The 19669-nt window shown below is 60.7% G+C and carries 19 protein-coding genes and 1 pseudogene; 4 read left to right on the forward strand and 16 right to left on the reverse strand.

From position 1 onward, the window contains the following. Window positions 1–135: 135 nt before the first annotated feature. The 10 genes from ACIOYV_RS22550 to ACIOYV_RS22595 all read right to left on the reverse strand — a co-directional run bounded on the left by ACIOYV_RS22550 (window position 136) and on the right by ACIOYV_RS22595 (window position 8155). Complete coding sequence (locus tag ACIOYV_RS22550; protein ID WP_054053165.1) at window positions 136–561, reverse strand: thioesterase family protein; 426 nt, start codon at window positions 559–561, stop codon at window positions 136–138. Then, entirely contained in the window at window positions 554–2098 is a 1545-nt protein-coding gene (gene hutH, locus ACIOYV_RS22555; protein ID WP_054616448.1) for a histidine ammonia-lyase, read from the reverse strand. Before hutH ends, ACIOYV_RS22550 begins: the two co-directional genes overlap by 8 nt. Next, window positions 2079–3026, reverse strand: coding sequence for a glycosyl transferase (locus ACIOYV_RS22560; protein WP_290025936.1), 948 nt, complete (start codon window positions 3024–3026; stop codon window positions 2079–2081). Before ACIOYV_RS22560 ends, hutH begins: the two co-directional genes overlap by 20 nt. Then, window positions 3023–3757: a glycosyltransferase family 2 protein gene (locus ACIOYV_RS22565; RefSeq protein WP_401327147.1), complete on the reverse strand. Its 735-nt coding sequence runs from the start codon at window positions 3755–3757 to the stop codon at window positions 3023–3025. Before ACIOYV_RS22565 ends, ACIOYV_RS22560 begins: the two co-directional genes overlap by 4 nt. A gap of 164 nt (window positions 3758–3921) precedes the next feature. Then, window positions 3922–5601, reverse strand: a complete 1680-nt coding sequence (locus ACIOYV_RS22570; protein WP_401327150.1) for an AMP-binding protein — start codon at window positions 5599–5601, stop codon at window positions 3922–3924. Beyond that, window positions 5598–6143 (reverse strand): hypothetical protein, encoded by a 546-nt coding sequence (locus ACIOYV_RS22575; protein WP_290025930.1) that lies wholly within the window; start codon window positions 6141–6143, stop codon window positions 5598–5600. The genes ACIOYV_RS22570 and ACIOYV_RS22575 overlap by 4 nt, the downstream gene beginning before the upstream one ends. Further along, complete coding sequence (locus ACIOYV_RS22580) at window positions 6140–6394, reverse strand: acyl carrier protein (RefSeq protein WP_007992314.1); 255 nt, start codon at window positions 6392–6394, stop codon at window positions 6140–6142. The genes ACIOYV_RS22575 and ACIOYV_RS22580 overlap by 4 nt, the downstream gene beginning before the upstream one ends. Window positions 6395–6403: 9 nt before the next feature. Beyond that, window positions 6404–6664: a phosphopantetheine-binding protein gene (locus tag ACIOYV_RS22585; protein WP_265042668.1), complete on the reverse strand. Its 261-nt coding sequence runs from the start codon at window positions 6662–6664 to the stop codon at window positions 6404–6406. Next, window positions 6645–7454 carry a 1-acyl-sn-glycerol-3-phosphate acyltransferase gene (locus ACIOYV_RS22590; RefSeq protein ID WP_163907907.1) on the reverse strand — a complete coding sequence of 270 codons (810 nt, stop codon included), beginning with the start codon at window positions 7452–7454 and terminating at the stop codon, window positions 6645–6647. The genes ACIOYV_RS22585 and ACIOYV_RS22590 overlap by 20 nt, the downstream gene beginning before the upstream one ends. Continuing rightward, window positions 7430–8155 (reverse strand): beta-ketoacyl synthase chain length factor, encoded by a 726-nt coding sequence (locus tag ACIOYV_RS22595; RefSeq protein WP_401327200.1) that lies wholly within the window; start codon window positions 8153–8155, stop codon window positions 7430–7432. The genes ACIOYV_RS22590 and ACIOYV_RS22595 overlap by 25 nt, the downstream gene beginning before the upstream one ends. A 357-nt stretch (window positions 8156–8512) precedes the next feature. On the opposite strand from ACIOYV_RS22595, the gene ACIOYV_RS22600 reads away from it, so the two are divergent. Next, a complete protein-coding gene (locus tag ACIOYV_RS22600) occupies window positions 8513–9283 on the forward strand; it encodes a ParA family protein (protein ID WP_054053184.1) in 771 nt (256 codons plus the stop codon). Window positions 9284–9414: 131 nt separating this feature from the next. Here ACIOYV_RS22600 and trxC read toward each other — a convergent pair whose 3' ends face one another. Then, window positions 9415–9849, reverse strand: a complete 435-nt coding sequence (trxC, locus tag ACIOYV_RS22605; protein ID WP_054053186.1) for a thioredoxin TrxC — start codon at window positions 9847–9849, stop codon at window positions 9415–9417. 216 nt (window positions 9850–10065) lie between these two features. Between trxC and ACIOYV_RS22610 the strand changes: the two genes are divergently transcribed. Continuing rightward, the gene (locus ACIOYV_RS22610) at window positions 10066–10302 is read left to right on the forward strand and encodes a hypothetical protein (RefSeq protein ID WP_401327155.1); all 237 of its coding nucleotides are present in this window, start codon (window positions 10066–10068) and stop codon (window positions 10300–10302) included. A gap of 2 nt (window positions 10303–10304) precedes the next feature. Here the strand turns inward: ACIOYV_RS22610 and selO are convergent, their stop codons facing one another. From selO to ACIOYV_RS22635, 5 genes and pseudogenes are all read right to left on the reverse strand, one after another. Further along, window positions 10305–11768, reverse strand: coding sequence for a protein adenylyltransferase SelO (selO, locus tag ACIOYV_RS22615; RefSeq protein ID WP_401327157.1), 1464 nt, complete (start codon window positions 11766–11768; stop codon window positions 10305–10307). A 48-nt stretch (window positions 11769–11816) separates the two neighbouring features. After that, window positions 11817–15185: a mechanosensitive channel MscK gene (gene mscK / locus ACIOYV_RS22620; RefSeq protein WP_163907911.1), complete on the reverse strand. Its 3369-nt coding sequence runs from the start codon at window positions 15183–15185 to the stop codon at window positions 11817–11819. A 37-nt stretch (window positions 15186–15222) separates the two neighbouring features. Continuing rightward, entirely contained in the window at window positions 15223–16965 is a 1743-nt protein-coding gene (locus ACIOYV_RS22625; RefSeq protein ID WP_054053202.1) for a potassium/proton antiporter, read from the reverse strand. A gap of 223 nt (window positions 16966–17188) precedes the next feature. Further along, on the reverse strand, window positions 17189–18061 hold the full coding sequence (locus ACIOYV_RS22630) for a methyl-accepting chemotaxis protein (RefSeq protein ID WP_401327203.1): 873 nt from the start codon (window positions 18059–18061) through the stop codon (window positions 17189–17191). Then, a pseudogene (locus ACIOYV_RS22635) lies at window positions 18044–18814 on the reverse strand (MCP four helix bundle domain-containing protein); the annotation flags it as partial. The gene ACIOYV_RS22630 and the pseudogene ACIOYV_RS22635, both read right to left, overlap by 18 nt. 275 nt (window positions 18815–19089) lie before the next feature. Between ACIOYV_RS22635 and ACIOYV_RS22640 the strand changes: the two are divergent. Continuing rightward, the gene (locus tag ACIOYV_RS22640; protein WP_054053207.1) at window positions 19090–19320 is read left to right on the forward strand and encodes a hypothetical protein; all 231 of its coding nucleotides are present in this window, start codon (window positions 19090–19092) and stop codon (window positions 19318–19320) included. Further along, complete coding sequence (locus ACIOYV_RS22645; RefSeq protein WP_054053209.1) at window positions 19317–19619, forward strand: cell division protein ZapA; 303 nt, start codon at window positions 19317–19319, stop codon at window positions 19617–19619. Before ACIOYV_RS22640 ends, ACIOYV_RS22645 begins: the two co-directional genes overlap by 4 nt. Window positions 19620–19669 lie beyond the last annotated feature (50 nt).

Genomic DNA, 19669 nt, shown 5'->3' on the forward strand with positions numbered 1-19669 from the left:
CGAGCCTGCGAGGCTGCGTCCGGCGGCGAAGCCGTCGTAAAACCTGTGTGTGCGGTGTATCAGGTAAAACGCGAGGCGACTGCTTCGCAGCCGAACGCAGGCTTCGCCAGCTGCTACAGGCGAATATCCGGAAAATCATGGCAGCATCCTTTCAACAGCATCGGTGAACACTTTCGGCGAGGCCAATTGCATCTCGCGGCTGCTCATATCGACCGCAACCTGCACCGAGCTGGCGCGGGTCAGGCGCTCACCGGTGTGCAGGTCGCTGATCAGGTAGTTGATCTTCAACCGGTTCTCCCACTCCACCAGGCTCGCGCGCACGTTGAGCTTCTGGCCGAACACCGCACCGCGCACGTAGCGCAGTTGCAGGTCGATCACCGGCCAGGCAAAACCCGACTCGACCATGGCCGTGTAGTTGTGGCCGAGCTTGTCGAGCAGCGCACAGCGGGCGACTTCCAGGTATTTGACGTAATGGCCGTGCCACACCACGTTCATGGTGTCGACGTCAAAGAACGGCACGAGGATTTCCGTATCGGCGTGAAGCACTCCCTTGCTACGCATGCAGCCTCCAGTGTTGCTCGGCGATCCGTTTCAGGCACAGGCGCAATTCGCCTTCCAGGGCGCGGTCTTCGATGACCGGCGGGAAGTCCTTGGCCAGTTCTTCGTGCATGGCAGCGAGTGATGGCGGCAACGGGCGTGCGTCTTCGGCCTGGCTGCGCAGCCAGACGCCTTGATTGGCGGCCAGCAGCGTGGCAGCGGCGACTTGTTCGGTCAGCTCCAGTACACGCACAGCGTCGCGGGCGGCAATGGTGCCCATGCTGACTTTGTCCTGGTTATGGCACTCGGTGGAGCGCGAGAACACGCTGGCCGGCATGGTGTTTTTCAACGCTTCTGCGGTCCAGGCGCTGGTGCCGATCTGCACGGCTTTGAAGCCATGATTGAGCATCGCCCGGTCAGCGCTGGCGCCGGACAGGTTGCTCGGCAAACCGTGGTTGTAACGCTCGTCGACCAGCAGCGCGAGTTGCCGATCCAACAAGTCAGCCACGTTGGCCACGAGGGTTTTCAGGCTGTCCATGGCGAACGCGATGTGGCCACCGTAGAAGTGTCCACCATGCAGCACGCGTTCGGCTTCGGCGTCGATGATCGGGTTGTCGTTGGCGCTGTTGAGCTCGATCTCGATGAAAGAGCGCAGCCAGTTCAGGCTATCGGCCAACACGCCGAGCACATGCGGCGCACAACGCAGGGAATAACGATCTTGCAGGCGATGCAGCGGCGCGGTGGGCGCGTCGATTGCCAGATCCTTGCGCAACCACGCGGCGACTTGCATCTGCCCCGGGTGCGGTTTGGTGGCGAACAGGCGCTCGTCGAAATGCTCCGGATTGCCTTGCAGCGCGACCACGTTCAACGCAGTGATGCGCGTGGCCAGTTGCAGCAGGTAATCGGCGCGGGCGAAGGCCAGGCAGGCGATGCCGGTCATCACAGCGGTGCCGTTCATCAACGCCAAGGCTTCTTTCGGGCGCAGCACCAGTGGCGTCCAGCCGAGTTCGCGATGCACATCGGCGGCCTCGCGGCGTTCGCCACGGAACATCACTTCGCGCTCGCCGGACAAGGTCGCGGCGACATAAGACAGCGGCGTCAAATCACCACTGGCGCCGACCGAACCTTCTTCCGGGATCAGCGGCAGGATGTCGTGTTCAAGGAACGCTTGCAGGCGTTCCAGCAGTTCCACGCGCACCCCGGACACGCCGTGGCACAGCGACTGCAAACGAGCCGCAAGTACGGCGCGAGTCGCTTGGGCGTCGAGCAGTTTGCCCAGGCCACAGCCGTGGAATGTGTACAGATGACGCGGCAGCGCTTCGACGTGATGCAGCGGCACCGCGACCACGCAGGAATCGCCGTAACCGGTGGTCACGCCGTAGATCACGCCTTCCTTGTCCAGCAGGGAATCGAGGAAGCGCGCACCCTTGGCGATGCGCTCGCGGTATTCAGGGTCAGCCTGCAACCGGGTCGGCGCCTGACGGTTGGCCAGGGCCAGCACGTCTTCGATGCGCAAAGGGAGTTCGCCGAAGGTTACCGGCTCAAGCGTTGGCGTCGTCATCGGTCTTCCAGAAAGGGTAAAAGTTGAACCATTGTTGAGGCGCTTCAAGGCAATAGTGACCCAAGCGTTCGGCGTAGCGGGAGGCCCACTGATGAATGACCTGTTCGCGGTCGCTGCGCTTCCACACCACCGCTTCGGTGAACGGTTCGAGGGTCAGTCGATAATCGCCGGTAGGTTTCTTCAGGCACAGCAGCAGATTGATCTTGCACTTGAGCAACCCGGCCAGCAGCCACGGGCCTTGGGGGAATGCCGCTGGGTGGCCGAGGAAATCCACGGTCACGCTGCGCCCGCCATGCAAGGGCACGCGATCGCCGGCAATCGCCAGCCACTCGCCGCGCTCCAGGCGTTCGTGCAGTTGCAGCATGATCACCGGGTCCAGTTCGCTGACCTGAATCAGCCGCAAATTGGTCGCCCCGGCTTCACCGAGCAAACGGTTGAACTGCTCGGCGTGCTTGGTGTGCACCAGCACGTTCATGGTGACCTTTTCGCCGATCTCCGCGAGGGCGCGGCAGACTTCGAGATTGCCCAGGTGCGCGCCCACCAGCATCTGCCCACGAGCGCCGCGCAGCTGGGTGCGCAACAGCGCCGGGTCGATGATTTCGATCTGTTCTAGGCGCAGCTTGCCGTTCCATACATCAAGCTTGTCGAGCATCGAGTCGGCGAAGGACATGAACTGGCCGAACACGCGCCAATGGGTCGGACGCAATTCGCTGTTGCCACTCCAGTCGGCGAGGCGTTGCTGGTATTGCCAGGCACTTTTGCGTGCGCTGCGGCCGAACAGGAAAAAGTACAAAACGATGCCGTACAGCAACGGGCTCAACAGCCGCCGACCCAGCACTTTGGCGCAGAAAGCGGTGAATTTCATCAGCCAGAAACTGCCGCGTTCTTCGCGGTCGGCCCAGTGTTTTTTGTCTGTCTCAGTGCTCATGTTCGCCACCGCCGCCAGAGGATCACCGGAGCGCGCAGCAACATGCCGAAGAACAGCCGGGTGTGCATGCTCGAAATCAGCACGTTGTCGCGGAACAGTCGAAAATGCGAGACGCCGTCCAGCGGGTAATGAACCTTGGTTTGCAGCCACTGCATCGGCAGATTGCGCCAAGCCAGCCGCACCAGAATGTCCGAGTCGAAGTCCATGCGTTTGCCGATCTTCGCCGAACTGATCAACGCCAGGGTCGGTGGCAATGGATAGACGCGGAAGCCGCACATCGAATCGCGGATCTGCAACGACAGGGTGTTGATCCACACCATCACATGGGTCAGGTAGCGCGCATACAAACGGCCCTTGGGCACGCTGGCGTCGTAGAGCGGATAACCGCAAATGATCGCTTCGGGATGGGCGCGGGACTGTTCGAGGAAGGTCACGACGTCGGTGAGGTCATGCTGGCCGTCGGCGTCCACCTGTAAGGCGTGGCTGAAACCCAAACGCGCGGCTTCGCGAAAACCGGTCATCACCGCGCCGCCCTTGCCTTGATTGACGGTGAGGCGGATCAGGTGGGTGTTGTCGCGCAGCGCCAGTTGATCGAGGACTTTTGCGCAGGCCTGGGTGCTGGCGTCGTCTACCAGAATGCACGGCAAACCTTGGGCGAGGAGGGCCTCGACCACGGTGGTGATGGCGGTTTCGTGGTTGTAGACCGGGATGACGGCGCAGGGGTTATGCATTTTGATACCCACCGCGCCCTTGTAGCAGCTGGCGAAGCCTGCGTTCGGCCGCGAAGCGGTCGCAAACCAGATCAACGAGGTTCTTCAGAATCACCATGGCGGCCTGATTGCGAGCGCTTCGCACTCGGACGCAGCCTGCGGCAGCTGCTACACGGGAATTCAACTTACCCACAGGTCGCCTCCAGCACGATCCGCCCGCTGGAGCAGGTGGCGGTGTCGTTGCGGTAGGCGAAATACAACTTGCTGCGCACCGGGTCGAAGCGCAAGTGCAACTGGATTTCATCGCCAGGACGCACCAGTTGCTGGAATTTCAGCACTTCCATGCCGGCGAAGTTGGTCGGCAAATCCATCAACTGCTGACCGAGGTTCAGCGCCCAATCCACTTGCACCACGCCGGGCAAAACCGGTGTTTGTGGGAAGTGCCCGCTAAAGTAGGCCAGGTCCGGCGGCACTGCCAGTTGCAGGCTCCACTCGCCATCGGTTTCGACCTGTTGCAGCACGTCCGGCGCCTTGGGGCGCGGGGCCAGCAGCAGGGCTTCGACGTCGGCTTGGGGCAGTTTGCCCTGGGCGTTCAGCGGCAGTTGTCGCAGCAAGCGCCAGCGCCGAGGCAAGGCGAGGGCTTCGCAATGCTGGCTCAGGTGCTGACGCAATTCTTGAGTGAGGGTGCGTCGCCCCTGATTGCGCAAGGCATGCAGCCCTTGTTGGCTGAGCACCAGCAGCGCGCCCAGTGAGGCGCGGTTTTCCTGAACCACGCCGAGGCGCGCTTCGGCGACCCAGTCGTGGGCCATCAGTGCCTGTTCCAGCATCGGTAGCGAGATACGTTTTTCTTCCAGTTTGACGATGCGGTCCAGCCGTCCCAGCAGTTCGAAACGGCCGTCAGCGGCAATCCGTGCGGCGTCGGCGGTGTGTTCGATGTGGTCGGCGGGCAAGTACGGCGAGGCGATGAGCAGGGCGCCGTCACTGTCCTGGCTCAGCATGACGTCGGCGAACGGCTGCCACAGGTCTTGCCCCTGACGCCAGGCGATGCCGCCGGTTTCCGAGCTGCCGAGGATTTCCGTCGGCCATTGCTCCAGGCGTTCGAACAGGCTTTGCGCGGCCTCCGCGGGCAGGGCACCACCGGAGGAAAACACCCGGCGCACCACGCTCAAGGCCGGCCAGTCGAGGTTGTCGCCCATGCGCTTGAGCAGCGCCGGACTGGCAACCCAGGCAAACGCCGGATGTTCGCGGCTGGCACGCTGCAAGTCTTCTGGGAACGCCAGTTGCTTGCGCACGAATGGGCGCCCGGCGCACAACGGCCAAAGTACGCGGAACAGCAAACCGTAAATGTGTTGGGTGCCGACGCTGCCGATGATGCAAGCCTGGCCCAGGTCCGCGCCCCACAGCTGTTCCAGCGCTTCGACTTCATTGGCCAGTTGCCGCAGGGTTTTGTCGATGCGCTTGGGTTCGCCGCTGGAGCCGGAGGTGCACAGGCTCAACTGACAGCGATCCAGATCCAGCGTAGCGGCGGGCATCGGCGAATGCTGATAATCGGCCAGATGCGCATCGTCGGCCTGATCGGTCAGCCACAGATCGACTTCCGTCGACCAGCGCTGGCGCGTTTGCGGCTGCAAATCGGCGGGCAGCAACACGCTGACCCCGGCTCGCCAGGCGCCCAGCAGCGCGATCGCCAGGTCGGCGGCATCTTCCAGGTGCACGGCAATGCGCCGCACGCCTTGGGCTTGCAGGCCGGCGGCGAGGCTCAGGGCCTGTTCGCAGAGTTGCGCGTGATTCAACGCCGGCTCGGCCGTCAGGGCACGTTCCGGCTGAGCCTTGAGCAGCAATTGCTCAAGTGTTATCCAAGTCATGGGTGGCCTCGTACCCGTTGTCGTATTAGCCATTCAATGGCAAACATCAGGCCGATCAACCCGTAGGAGATCAGGCCGGTGTACAACATCCACCAACTCAGCGGCGCCCAAAGGGTCAGCGCGGCGGCGCACAAACCGTTGCAGAAAAAAAACACACTCCAGGCCACCGTGACCTGGCGCGTATAAACAATTGCCTTGGCCGGCAACTGAGGTTCACGCAGACGGGCCAGGCGTTCGGCCATCGGCGGGCCGTATTTCAGGCTCAGCCCGAACAGCACCAGCATGAAGCCGCTAATCAGCACCGGGTACCAACGCAGCAGCGCCGGGCTATCGAACACCGCCAGCAACAGGCAAAACACGATGGCCACGATGGCCATCCACAGGCTGCCTGGTCGGCGTACGCCGGTCAGTGCGCGCGCCAGCCACAGGCTGCCGAGCAACAGACCGAACTGCCACGGCGCGAAATGCTCCATGCCGAAATACACCGCAAAGGGGTACAGCAGGCCCGCCAGCAGCAGGCCGAGGCCGATCACTCGGCTCATGCGGCCGGTTGAACCAGACGGTAGACCGCCTCGACCACGTCGCTGACGGTACGCACCGATTTGAATTCTTCGGCGGCGATTTTCTTGCCGGTCTGGCGCTTGATGTGATCGATCAGGTCGACGGCGTCGATGCTGTCGATTTCCAGATCCTGATACAGGTTGGATTCCAGGCTCACGCGCTCAGGGTCCAGCTCGAAGAGTTCGACCAGGGCATCGCGCAGGGTGTTGAAGATATCGTCACGAGTTTGCATGGTCCGGTCTCAAGCTGCCTGTTTTGCAGTGACGAATGCCGCAAGGCTCGTCACGTTGCTGAAGTGGTTACGGGTGTCCTTGGCGTCGGCATCGATCTTGATGCCGTACTTTTTCTGGATCGCCAGGCCGAGTTCCAGAGCGTCTACCGAGTCCAGACCCAGGCCTTCGCCGAACAGGGTCTGGTCGTCGCCGATGTCATCGGCGCTGATGTCTTCGAGGCCCAGGGCTTCGATGATCAGGTTTTTTATCTCACGGTGCAGATCGCTCATCTTCGGCGAGCTCCTTAATAAAGTAGTGATGCAGGTAATCGTTGAGCTTGCGCGAAGCCTGAGGCGCAGGGCCTTGTGCGGCAAAGGCCTGTGGGTCTATATCGGCCCCGACACGGAAACTGAAGTGCACGCGGCGTTTTGGGATCCGATACCAGGGCTCGGCCTTGGTCAATGTGGTCGGGCTGACCTTGATAATCACCGGGGTGAGGATTTTCGCACCCCGCAAGGCAATGGCCGCGCCACCCCGATGAAAGGCCGGTGGCTGGCCGGGTTGGGTGCGCGTGCCTTCTGGAAAAATGATCAGGGACTGGCCGCTTTTCAGCGCGTCGGCAGCGGCGTCGAGCATGTCCATGCTGCCGTCGTTGCTGATGTATTCGGTACGGCGCAACGGACCACGGGTAAACGGATTCTCCCACAGGCTCTTTTTGACGACGCAGTTGGTGTGCGGCATCAGACCGATCAAAAACACGACGTCGATCAGCGACGGGTGATTGGCGATGATCATCTGCCCCGGTCGCCCGAGTTTTTCCGCACCCTGAATGTCGTAGGTCAGCACGCCGGTGCGGGCCATGAAACGGACAAAAAACCAGAAACAGCGACTGACGATTTTCCGCGCGCGCAGCCGATGGGCCTGGGCATCGCCGGGCAGGCAGCCGAGCAGTGGGAAAACCAGCAGACGCAGGCACAGCCCGCCCAACCCGAACAGGGTGAAGCTCGCGGCGGTGGCCAGCAGGCGCCAGTAGTAGGCGTCGCGGTTTTTATCGATTACGGGTTGCGTTGCCAGGTCCATACACGATTTTTCCAGGCATGTTGGCAGGTTGACTGCTGGCCGAGCAGGGTACGCAATAGATTCAAGGCATGGGGCCAGTGAGCGTTGGACAGCTCACCCGGGTTGCTGTTCATGGACAACTGCCAGTCGGTGCCGGGGGTGAGCAACAAACCGACCGCGTAAGGAAACGGCACATCGTCGATCCAGGCCGAATAGGCTTCTGGCGGTTGTTCTTCAGTGACCACCAGCAGCACGGCGGGCGCGCCTTCCGAAAGCAGTGCCGCAGCCTCAAGCATGCCGTGTTCAAGCCCGTCACCAGCGGCGGCGAGGGCGGTCATTTCGCTGGTTTCGCCGCGCATGATCGACCACAGGCCAATGATCGCGTTGTGCACTGACAAGCTGAACTGGGTCGGCGACAATGGCTGATCGGCCGCCAGGTCGCTGAGAATATCGAAGGTGCGCGGGGTCTCGCCGTGACGAGAAATAAAGACCAACGGTAGGTCCTGCCGACCATCGGCCAACGGCCAGCCAACACTGAAGGCCATCCGCGCCAGGCGGCTGAGTCGCCGGCGCTGCATGGCCGGCAGAAACGATACGTCGGGGGCGGCATCGCTGCACGGGAGCACGACCGGTTGTCGGCTCCAGGCCTGCCAATCGTCCACGCTTTCGAGCCCAGGGGCCCATGCGCGCCATTGGGCGATGTTGAAGTTGATCACAAAGATTCATCCCGCCCCTGCGGGCTTTCCTTGACGCGGTGAGTCGCAAAATCTGCGGCCGACCTGACGTGGCGCTTAACGCCGAGTGGCGCGCATTATCCCGGTGCGACGGGCGTGTAGCAAATGCTGGTTACATTTTGCGCAATCAAATGTACCGTTTGGTTCGTGAAAAAGCTGTCGTATGGCCATTATCCACATCGGCGCGGGCCAGTCTGTCGGTTCTGTCTGCGATCAATGCGTGAGTTCGCCGCTTTTTTCATCAGGAGAATGCACCTGACTGTGTAGTCCCCATGCCTGCGAGGTAGCTAAGCGACGCCGTGGACTACTACACTCGGTCATTCTTTGATACACGGAGGTTTTGACATGCGGCGCGTGGTGTTCAATCAGAAAGGTGGGGTGGGTAAGTCGAGCATTGCCTGCAATCTGGCTGCGGTCAGTGCCAGCGAGGGTTATCGCACCCTGTTGGTGGATCTCGATGCCCAGGCCAACTCCACTCAGTACCTCACCGGCCTGACCGGCAATGACATCCCCATGGGGATCGCCGATTTCTTCAAGCAGACCCTTTCGTCCGGGCCGTTCTCGAAGAAAAACCAGGTCGATATCTACGAAACTCCGTTCGACAACCTCCACGTCATCACCGCCACCGCCGAGCTGGCCGACTTGCAGCCCAAGCTTGAGGCCAAACACAAGATCAACAAGCTGCGCAAATTGCTCGACGAGTTGAGCGAAGACTACGACCGGATCTACCTCGATACCCCGCCAGCGCTGAACTTCTATGCGGTATCGGCGCTGATTGCCGCTGATCGAGTGCTCATTCCTTTCGACTGCGACAGTTTCTCGCGTCAGGCGCTGTATGGCCTGCTGGCGGAAATCGAAGAGTTGAAGGAAGACCACAACGAAGGGCTGGAGGTCGAAGGCATCGTGGTCAACCAGTTCCAGGCCCGCGCGAGTTTGCCGCAGCAAATCCTCGACGAGCTGATTGCCGAAGGCTTGCCGGTGTTGCCGGTGTACCTGGGCAGCTCGGTGCGCATGCGCGAATCCCACCAGGCCAACACACCGCTGATCCACCTTGATCCGCGACACAAACTGACTCAGCAGTTTGTCGAGCTGCACAACCTGCTGGAAAACGCCTGATTCTGGAGCCAGTGCATAACCACTGTGGGAGCGAGCCTGCTCGCGAATGCGGTGTGTCAGTCGACATCAACATTGACTGACACTCCCTCTTCGCGAGCAGGCTCGCTCCCACATTTAGTGTTGCGGTGGCTTTAGATTCCCTGGCTACGCAACCAACTCATCAACTGCGGCAGCGGAAACGCCCCGCTCTGGCGCGCCACTTCCCGGCCGTTCTTGAACAGAATCAAACTCGGAATCGAGCGAATCCCCAATTGCGCCGACAACTGCTGGTTCGCCTCGCTATCGAGCTTGGCCAACCGACACTTGCCCGCCAACTGCCCCGCCGCCTGCTCGAACACCGGCGCAAACGACTTGCACGGCCCACACCACTCCGCCCACACGTCCACCAGCAGGGGCAAATCACCCTTGATCTGGCTGGCGTAATCGCCTTGCTTCAATTCGAAGGGTTTGCTCAGCAGCACCTCGGCCTTGCAGCGCCCGCATTTCGGATGGTCGCTGAGGCGCTCGGCGGGAATGCGGTTGAGGCCGTTGCAGTGGGGGCAGGGGATCAATAATGAGTCGGACATGGCGGGCTCTGGATGAATGGGCAATCGATGGAACTGATCTGGAGTCGGAAATGATGTTTATCAAGTAAGAGGTTTTGAGTGAAATTTCTCTCATCATCCAAAGAAAGCCCCTACGAGGTCTGATGCTCCTGACTGATTTGCTCCGGGCAAGGCTACTATTAATCTTGACCGTACTTTCCCGTATCAATGCCACGACGCCAGTAGGGTTGAACAATAATGAGCGACATCGTCAAGCAAGCCGCCGAATATTGGCCTTATATAGCGTGGTTGTTAAAACGGCCTGAATCAGAAGCCGAATGCGAACTTCTGGTGCAGTCGCGCGAGGAACTGGTAGCCATGATCGGCACTGAAAAGCGCCATTCGTTGGCAAGCCTTGTGGCGATCATGGACGATCACATCGAAGCCTATAACGGCGAACGTTGGTCAATGAAATCTGAGTTCTCTGTTGTTTAGCCTCACGACGAACAACTGATCTCCAGATGCTTGCCCCACTCCGGCGGCCGCTCGGCGTAGCTCTCCATTCCCGGCTGCTCTTCGAATGGATTACTCAAGACTGCATGCAAACGGCGAACCTCCGCATAGTCGCCACTCTCTGCTGCATCGATAGCCTTCTGCGCCAGATAGTTACGCAGGATGTACAGCGGATTAACCGCGTGCATCCGACCCCGGCGCTGTTCCTGATCGACCACGCCTTCACGGGCCACCCGGGCGATATACAGTTCGCCCCAGGCATCGAAGCCCTTGATGTCGACAAAATCATCGCGCAGCCGCGCGACGGCCAGTTCCGGTGAGTCATCCCCGAGGCGGCGGAAGAACAACGTGTAATCAACGCCGCTGTTCTGCATCAGTTGCAGCAAGCGCTCCAGCAGTTTCTGGTCGTCGTCTTCGGCGGTGGTCAGCCCGAGGCGGCGGCGCATGAGGTCGAGGTAATGCGCCTGGTACAGCGGCAGGTACAGGCCAAGGGTTTCGCGCAGGGCTTCGACGCTGATGAACGGCGTCAGGGCCTGGGCCAGGGCGCTGAGGTTCCATTGGCCGATCGGCACTTGATTGCTGAAGGAATAGCGGCCCTGATCATCGGAGTGGTTGCAGATGAAGTTGGCGTCGAAGTCATCGAGGAAGGCGAACGGGCCGAAGTCGAAGGTGATGCCCAGAATCGACATGTTGTCGGTGTTCATCACCCCGTGACAGAAACCATAGGCCTGCCATTTGGCGATCAGTTCGGCGTTGCGCTCGACGATCTCGCGGAACATCGCGAGATACGGTTCCGGCTGTTCCAGGCATTCGGGAAAGTGCATGGCCAACACGTGCTCGCCGAGTGCTTTTTGCTGCTCGGGGCGCTTGGTGTAGTAGAAATATTCGAAATGCCCGAAACGCACATGGCTCGGCGACAGGCGCAGGACCATGGCCGCGCGCTCCTGTTTCTCACGCCAGACCGGCGTGTCGGAGCCGATCACGCACAGGGCGCGAGTGGTCGGGATGTTCAGCGCATTCAGTGCTTCGGAGGCGAGAAATTCGCGGATCGAGGAGCGCAGTACCGCGCGGCCATCGCCCATGCGTGAGTAGGGCGTCTGGCCGGCGCCCTTGAGGTGCAAGTCCCAGTGCTCGCCAGCCTCGTTGTAGACCTCGCCCAGCAACAAGCCGCGACCATCGCCCAGCTGCGGGTTGTAGGAACCGAATTGATGCCCGGAATAGACCATCGCCCGTGGTTCGGCTTCGGCCCAGAGCTTGTGGCCGCCGAACAGTTCGGCGAACACCGGCGTTTCGGCCACGGCCGGGTCCAGGTCCAGCAGCGCCATGGCGGCGGGGCTGGCGACCACCAGTCGCGGATTCGCAATAGGCTCCGGCAGCACATGGGTTGAAAACGCGTCGCCCAGGCGGGCGAAGCGATTATCGAAGGTCAGTTCGTCGAGGGGTTTCAACGGCCATCTCCAGCAGAATGTCCGAGCATTCTGCTAGGGATAAGGCGGTTAGTCGAGTTTGGTCTCGGGCGGCTCTTGCATCGGGTCGTCGCGCAGGGCTTCGTGGGGCGCTTCGCGGGAGATGATGGTTTTTTTCTCTTCCTCGACCGGCACCAACTTGTATTCCTGGCCGTGCAGGTTCTTCAGGTAAACCTCCATCTGCCGGAACGAGATGTTGATGTGCTGCTTCTTGAACTCGTGGTTGATGAAGCGGTTGACCTCATCGAGCACCGGGTTGCGGTCGCCGAGATCGCGCACGTGCATGCGCAACTCGTGGTCGAGGGTGCTTTCGCCGAAGTTCAGGAAGTACACGTGAGGCTCGGGTTCCTTGAGCACTCGCGGGTTATCCCGTGCGGCTTGCAGCAACAGGGATTTGACCAGGTCCAGGTCCGAACCGTAGTCGACGCCGAGCTTGAGGGTCACCCGGGTGATCGTGTCGGTCAGGGACCAGTTGATCAATTGCCCGGTGATGAACGTCTTGTTCGGGACGATGATGTCCTTGCGGTCGAAGTCGGTAATGGTCGTGGCGCGGATGCGGATCTTGCTGACCGTACCCGACAGGTTGCCGATGGTGATGGTGTCGCCGATCCGCACCGGACGTTCGAACAGGATCATGATGCCGGAGATGAAGTTGGCGAAGATCTCCTGCATCCCGAAGCCCAACCCCACCGAGAGCGCCGCCACCAGCCATTGCAACTTGTCCCAGCTCACGCCGAGGGTGGACAGGGTCGAGACGAAACCGATCCCGGCGATCACGTAGGACAGCAGCGTGGTTGTCGCGTAGGCGCTGCCTTGGGCCAGATTCAGCTTGGACAGCACCAATACTTCCAACAGACCCGGCAAGTTGCGTGCGAGGGCGAAGGTGATACCGATGATGATCAGCGCACCGAGCATGTCGCCGATGCTGATCGGCACCATGCTCATGTTGGCGCCAGTGCCGCTGGTGTATTCGTAGAGGGTGACGTTGTCGAGGTACGAGAACACCGAAATCAGGTCCGACCAGACCCAGTACAGCGCCGCGATGAAACCGCCGAGCAGTGCCAGACGGATCAGGCGCAACGACTGTTCGTTGACCTTCTCGATGTCCAGGGTCGGTTCTTCGATCACCGCTTCCCCATCGCCGGCCTCTTTGGCCGCCTGGCGTTTGGCCAGGGCGCGCTGATAGGCCAGGCGCCGGGCCGCGACGCTGAGACCACGGACGAACGTGGCTTCGATCACCAGCCAGAACATCAGCAGGTACAAGGTGTTGATCAACCGGTCGCTGAGTTTCAGCGCGGTGTAGTAGTAGCCGAAGCACACCGCCACGAACAACGCGACGGGCAGGACCGTGAACATGACCCCCACGGCCTTGCGGAACAGCGAAGCGCTTTTGTGAGTCGGGCTGCTGATCAGCAGGCGACTGAGCAACCAGGCCATCAAGGCATAACAGGTCAGCACCACCGGCATGCCGAGCACGTCATCGGCCAGTGCCGCCGGTTGCAGTTCAGCGACCGCCACCACGGCAACCAGCGCCATGACCACCAATCCGAGACGTCGAACCCAACCTTGCAGGAACTCGACCTGAGGTTTTTCCCAACGGAAATGCAGTTCGGCCACGCCACCCGGCGCGAGGATTCGGTAGGCGGTGTAGAACACCAGCCAGGCCTGGCCCATTTGTATCAGGGCCGCGCCCATGTTGGCGTTCTGCCCGCGTGCATCGATCTGCAAGGCCAGGCCACACAAGGCCAGACCCAGAGAGACCGGCATCGCCAGCAGAATATTGATCAGAATCGCCTGGGGCGTGTGCCACTGGCTGTCACGCTTGAAGTGGCCGATGTCCTGGTGAACCTTGTTCAGGCGGGCGTACAGACTCTTGCGCCGCCACAGCAGGGCACCGATCAACAACACCAGGGGCAGGAACAGCAGCGGACGCTGGACCAGGCCGTCGCTCAACTCGCTCAGGCTCGAAGTCCAGGGCAGCGTGGTGACCTGACGTTGAAGGCGTTCCGGCACGCCGCGCATCCACTCCGGGTCCAGCGGCTTGTTGCTCGGAATCCAGAACATCTGCTCGTCGAGGGTCGCCCGCAGGCTTTGCGCGGTGCTGAGCAATTGCTTCTGGTTGAGTTGCAGCGTGATGGATTCGTTGAGCACCGCGCTCAATTCGCGGTTCAGTCGCTCCAGCAGGTCGGCGCGGGTGTTGGCCAGTTCCAGCAGGTTTTTGCGCAACTGCGGGGTGACTTGCTCTGGCGGTTGGGTCGCCAGCAGGTTATCGACGTAAGTGGCCGGGTTGCTGAGCAGTTCCCGCTGCTGGCTGACTTCAAACTGATACAGGCGAATGTCGGCAATCTGGTCCGCCAGGTCGCGGTCGAGCTTGAGGCGCGGCAGGGCCTGTTTCTGTTTATAGAGAATCTTGGACAGCAGCAGGCTGCCCTTGAGCACGTTGATTTGCTCGTCCAGGGCTGAATCGCTCTGGGTCACGCTGTCCAGTTGCTGCTTGGTTTGCAGGTTCTGCTGGGTGACTTCGTTGAGGCGGTCGGTGCTTTTGAGCAGGTAGTCGGAGAGTTTCAGGTTCATCGCGCTTTCAGTGGCCAGCAAGCTGCTGCTGCCGGACTTCTGCGCTTCGATGGACTGTTGGGTCACGGTTTCTTGGGACTGGGCCAGGCGCTTCTGGTTGATCAGGGTTTGCAGTTCCTGGATTTCCTGATCCTGGCGCGCGACTTTTTCCGATAGCAAGTCGTGCTGGCTGTTGCCCAGGTCTTGCAACTGGCTGTTACCGGCCAGTTCCTGGCGGCGCAGCGGAATCAGGGCATTCAGTGCCGCGAGTTCGGCGTTGAGCTGGTCACGCTGCTCGATGCTCAAGGTCTTGCCGTTGTCTTTGCCGGCCTTGAGGATGTTGTTGATCTGCTGGATGCGCGTCTGGCTGGTGGCGATCTCGGCCTGAGCGCGCTCCGGGCGGGTCTGGGCGGTGATGATCAGGCTGTTGGCCTCGGCCAGGGCTTTTTGCAGTTCGCCTTGCTGGGTGGAGCGCTCGGTCAGCATCTGCTCGAGTTGCTGGATCGACGAGTTAGCGTAGCGCTGCTCGATCGGCGCAACCTTGGTGGCCTTGAGCCGGGCCAGCTCACGCTGATTCTCGATGTTCTGCTTGGGCGCGGTGGCCAGTTGCTGCTTCAGATCGATCAGTTTCTGATCGTAATCGCTTTTGCTGGTGAGCTGAGTCAGCGTGTTCTGCAGAATCGATTGCAGGGCTTTCTGGTCGGCTTCCGGCAGTTTGCGGTCGGCGATCCTGTCCAGGCTTCCCTGCACAGCTTCGCTGGACGGCGGTTCGCCGGCTTGCAACGTACCAATGGAGAGACTCAGGCCCAACAGGGCAATGGTGAACAAAGAGCGCAGGGTTGGCATAGATACCGGTCTGGAACTAGGTGAAAAGAATGGCAGTTTAGAGGAACAAGCCGGGACCCGGGCGACTTCCTTCGGGGAATCTGACGCCGACTTTGCCGATCTTGTTCCCGTCCATGACCGCAACCGTCCAAATGGTGTTGTTCCACTCCACCTGGTCGCCCACGACTGGCGCACCGCCCACTTTCTGGGCAATGAAGCGGGCCAGGGACATGTCCGGATCGATGCCTTCGACTTTCAACCCGTACAGCGCCGCAACCGCGGCCAGCTGGGCGTCTCCTTCGAGTACGAAGTCGCCGAAGAAACGCAGATCGAGACCCCGTTGCGGCGCTTGGCTGAAGAGTTTTCCGAGGGCCGTCAGGTTGTGTTCATGGCCGATCACGCAGAGCAAATCGTCGACTTCAAGCACCGTACTACCCGACGGATGGAGCAGTTGCTGGCCACGAAACAGGGCCGCGATCCGGGTGCCTTCGGGCATTTTCAGCTCGCGAAGCGGGGAGCCGATGCACCATTTCTCGGCACCGAGGCGATAAACGAACAGTTCCCACTCGCTGGTGACGTGGACCTCCAGGGCCGAACGGGAGATCGGCGCGGGCTCCGGCGGAACGGTGACTTTCAACAGCTTGGCGACCCACGGCAAGCTTGTGCCCTGCACCAGCAGCGACACCAGCACGATAAAGAACGCGAGGTTGAAATAGAGCTGGGCGTGCGGCAGGCCGGCCATCAGCGGGAACACCGCCAGAATGATCGGTACCGCGCCGCGCAGGCCGACCCAGGCAATAAAGGCTTTCTCGCGACCGTGGAACGCTTTGAACGGCAACAGGCCGACCATCACCGACAGTGGCCGGGCAAACAGAATCATCCACAGCGCCAAACCCAGGGCGGGCAGGGCGATGGGCAGCAAGTCATGCGGCGTGACCAGCAAGCCCAGCACGAGGAACATGCCGATCTGCGCCAGCCAGGCCATGCCGTCGAGCATGTGCAGAATGCCGTGACGGCTGCGCACCGGGCGGTTGCCGATCACCAGACCACACAGGTAAACGGCGAGGAAACCGCTGCCGTGCAAGGCGTTGGTCAGGGCGAAGATCAGCAGGCCGCCGGCAATCACCAGGATCGGATAGAGGCCGTTGGCCAGGTTAATGCGGTTGACCAGTTGCAACATGACCCAGCCGCCGCCGAGGCCGACGACGCCACCGATACCGAATTCACGCACCAAATGCCCGAGCAGGCTCCAGTGCAGACCGGTCTGGCCGCTGGCGAGCATGTCGATCAGGGTCACGGTGAGGAACACCGCCATCGGGTCGTTGCTGCCGGATTCGATTTCGAGGCTGGCGGTCACCCGCTCGTTCAGGCCTTTGCCGCCCAACAGCGAGAACACTGCCGCGGCATCGGTGGAGCCGACGATGGCGCCGATCAGCAAGCCCTGAATGATGTTCAGGTTGAACAGCCACGCTGCCGCCATACCGGTCAGCCCGGTGGTAATCAGCACCCCGACCGTGGCCAGCGACAAGGCGGGCCATAACGCCACGCGGAAACTTGCGACTCGCGTGCGCAGACCGCCGTCGAGCAGGATCACCGCCAACGCGAGGTTGCCCACCAGATAGGCCGTTGGGTAGTTATCGAAAATAATGCCGCCGCCGTCAACGCCAGCCGCCATGCCCACGGCCAGGATAATCACCAGAATCGGGATGCCGAGGCGGGACGAAAGGGAACTCACCAGAATGCTCGCACCCACCAGCAACGCGCCGATCAAGAACAGGCTGTTGATGGTCGTCGCATTCAAAGGCAATACTCCAGAAAGCTGAAAGGCGGGCACAAACTGACCATGCAGTCTGCGTGCCAGCGATTCTAACCTGTTGAAATGTGATGCTGTCAAAAAGCTTTTGCAGATCAAAAGATCGCAGCCTCGTTTCACTCGACAGCTCCTACAAAGGATCTGCGTAAACCTGTAGGAGCTGTCGAGTGAAACGAGGCTGCGATCTTTTCGGCAGTGATGCGATCTTCGGTTACAGGCTAAACCGCCCAACCATATTGTTCAGGTCCAGCGCCAGGCGCGACAGTTCGCTGCTGGCCGCGCTGGTCTGGTTGGCGCCAGTCGCCGATTGCACCGACAGATCGCGGATGTTCACCAGGTTGCGGTCCACTTCGCGAGCCACTTGCGCCTGCTCTTCCGCCGCGCTGGCGATGACCAGGTTGCGTTCGTTGATTTCGACAATCGCACTGTTGATCGTGTCCAGCGACATCCCCGCGCCACGGGCGATGTTCAGCGTCGATTCCGCGCGTTCGGTGCTGTTGCGCATCGAATCCACGGCGTGCTCGGTGCCGCTCTGGATGCTGCCGATCATGCGTTCGATTTCGCTGGTCGATTGCTGGGTACGGTGCGCCAGGGCACGAACCTCATCCGCCACCACCGCAAAACCACGCCCGGCTTCACCAGCACGGGCTGCTTCAATCGCTGCGTTCAGGGCCAGCAAGTTGGTTTGATCCGCCAAACCACGAATCACGTCCAGCACCTTGCCGATGTCGCGGGATTCGTTGGCCAGGTCGCCGATCAGCGTCGCGGTGCTCTGCACGTCGGCGCTCATGCGTTCGATGGCGCTGACGGTTTCCTGCACCAGGTCACGGCCGTCACCGGCGGAGGTGGTGGCGTTTTTCGAGGCTTCGGAGGTGCTCACCGCGTTGCGCGCGACTTCTTCCACGGCGCTGGTCATTTCGTTGACCGCAGTGGCGGCTTGTTCGATTTCGTTGTTCTGCTGGGTCAGGCCCCGGGCGCTTTCGTCGGTGACGCTGTTCAACTCTTCAGCGGCGGACGCCAATTGTGTAGCCGAGCCGGAAATCCGTTGCAGGGTGTCGCGCAGCTTTTCCTGCATCTTCGACATGGCCAGCAGCAAACGGCCTGCTTCATCTTCGCCATCGACGGTGATCGGGCGGGTCAGGTTGCCCTCGGCGATTTCTTCGGCAGCGCTCAAGGCGTTGGCGATCGGCTTGGTGATGCTGTTAGTCAGCAGCCAGGCGAACAGCAGGGTCAGGCCGGTGGCGATGACCAACAGGGTGATGACCAGGTTAAAGGACGCCGAATACTGATCGCTCGCCCCTTTATCGGTCTCGGCAATCTGCTGGGTATTGATCTCCAGCAATTTCGCGAGGGCCTTGTTGACCGCTTCAGAGTTGGTCAGCAGTTCGGTGTTGAGCATTTTGCTCAGCTCATCCACCTGATTGTTGCGCGAGAGGCTCTTCATCCGGTCTTCGAGTTGACGGTACTGCGCCAGCAACTGCACGTACTGGTCATACGCCGCGCGTTCCTGCGGGCCGTCGATCAACGGTTCATAGACCCGTTGAGCATCACGGATTTGCTGGTTGCGCTGGTCGAACAGCTCCATGGTTTTTTGCTGCACGTCCGGTTCGCGGTTGATCAGCAAACGGTAGGACAGCACGCGCAGACGCAGGGTCAGCTGAGTAAATTCGTCGAGGCTCTTGATGCTCGGCACGCTGGCGTTGGCGATGTCTTCACCGGCTGCGCGAATCTTGCTCATCTGGTTCAGGGAAAATACCCCCAGGATCAGCATCAGAGCGCCAATCAGGGCAAACCCGAGGAACGCCCGCGGGGCGATATTCATATTACGGAGGGACATGGTGTTTACCGGGAAAAGCGCATCCGTGCGGGGCTGAGACTGCTGTATGCATGGCTTATCGGTTCTACGACTAAAGTCTTGAGCCCCTGCGCGTATTTGTCGCAGGCGTTTTCCGGCGACGAAGTGCAGGAACCAGATCTGCCAATCACAGTCTTTAAAACTCGCGAGGAAGGTCGCCCGTCAGGAAAATCAAGGCTTTGCGCCCCAATAACCCTGGCATCCGTGGTGACTTTTCTTTATCGTACGCGCCCTTTGAAAAAGCCTGGAAAATCAAAATGTTGGAAGCATCCCTGAGTCAATTGGAACAACTGGTCAGCGACCTGGTGCAACAGAACCAGAGCCTGCTCGGCACCAACCAGACCCTGAGCGCCGAACTGGCCCAGGCCAAGGATGAAAACGAAAGCCTGCAACTGAGCCTGATGGAACAGGAAGAGAAACAAGGCGCCACCGCCGCACGTATCCAGGCCTTGGTTGAGCGCGTCAGCGCCGGCCCTGTCAGCGCATGAATCAGGGCGCCGCAGGGGTAAAAGTCGTCTCGATCCTGGGGGAGGACTATTCGATCAAGGCGCCGGCCGGGGAAGAGCAGACCCTGCTGGACGCCGCCATGATGTTGAAGGCGGCCCTGGCCGACACCAAAAAGAAATACCCGACACTGATCGGTGACCGCTTGTTGGTACTGGCAGCGATGAATCTGTGCTCCCAGCAGATCGAAATGAAAAAGCAGCACCAGCAGGAACTCGACCGTTACCAAGAGCAAGTCAGCGCCACGGTTGAAGTGATCGCCAAGACGATCAATCAGGCCTGATCGGCTTTGAGCACAACCAAAGAATAAATTTGTCGACTGCGTTGTATACA

This window comes from Pseudomonas sp. NPDC087342 (assembly GCF_044744265.1).
Classification (GTDB): domain Bacteria; phylum Pseudomonadota; class Gammaproteobacteria; order Pseudomonadales; family Pseudomonadaceae; genus Aquipseudomonas; species Aquipseudomonas nunensis.

Bases quoted from the DNA above. Each gene is read 5' to 3' on its own strand.
- ACIOYV_RS22585 (WP_265042668.1), bottom strand. From the start codon at position 6,664: ATGAGCGATCTGCACCGTGAGATAAAAAACCTGATCATCGAAGCCCTG.
- hutH (WP_054616448.1), bottom strand. From the start codon at position 2,098: ATGACGACGCCAACGCTTGAGCCGGTAACCTTCGGCGAACTCCCTTTG.
- ACIOYV_RS22560 (WP_290025936.1), bottom strand. From the start codon at position 3,026: ATGAGCACTGAGACAGACAAAAAACACTGGGCCGACCGCGAAGAACGC.
- ACIOYV_RS22630 (WP_401327203.1), bottom strand. From the start codon at position 18,061: ATGTCGAAGATGCAGGAAAAGCTGCGCGACACCCTGCAACGGATTTCC.
- ACIOYV_RS22575 (WP_290025930.1), bottom strand. From the start codon at position 6,143: ATGAGCCGAGTGATCGGCCTCGGCCTGCTGCTGGCGGGCCTGCTGTAC.
- ACIOYV_RS22590 (WP_163907907.1), bottom strand. From the start codon at position 7,454: ATGGACCTGGCAACGCAACCCGTAATCGATAAAAACCGCGACGCCTAC.
- ACIOYV_RS22640 (WP_054053207.1), top strand. From the start codon at position 19,090: ATGTTGGAAGCATCCCTGAGTCAATTGGAACAACTGGTCAGCGACCTG.
- trxC (WP_054053186.1), bottom strand. From the start codon at position 9,849: ATGTCCGACTCATTATTGATCCCCTGCCCCCACTGCAACGGCCTCAAC.
- ACIOYV_RS22565 (WP_401327147.1), bottom strand. From the start codon at position 3,757: ATGCATAACCCCTGCGCCGTCATCCCGGTCTACAACCACGAAACCGCC.
- mscK (WP_163907911.1), bottom strand. From the start codon at position 15,185: ATGCCAACCCTGCGCTCTTTGTTCACCATTGCCCTGTTGGGCCTGAGT.
- ACIOYV_RS22570 (WP_401327150.1), bottom strand. From the start codon at position 5,601: ATGACTTGGATAACACTTGAGCAATTGCTGCTCAAGGCTCAGCCGGAA.
- ACIOYV_RS22645 (WP_054053209.1), top strand. From the start codon at position 19,317: ATGAATCAGGGCGCCGCAGGGGTAAAAGTCGTCTCGATCCTGGGGGAG.
- ACIOYV_RS22580 (WP_007992314.1), bottom strand. From the start codon at position 6,394: ATGCAAACTCGTGACGATATCTTCAACACCCTGCGCGATGCCCTGGTC.
- ACIOYV_RS22600 (WP_054053184.1), top strand. From the start codon at position 8,513: ATGCGGCGCGTGGTGTTCAATCAGAAAGGTGGGGTGGGTAAGTCGAGC.
- ACIOYV_RS22610 (WP_401327155.1), top strand. From the start codon at position 10,066: ATGAGCGACATCGTCAAGCAAGCCGCCGAATATTGGCCTTATATAGCG.
- ACIOYV_RS22550 (WP_054053165.1), bottom strand. From the start codon at position 561: ATGCGTAGCAAGGGAGTGCTTCACGCCGATACGGAAATCCTCGTGCCG.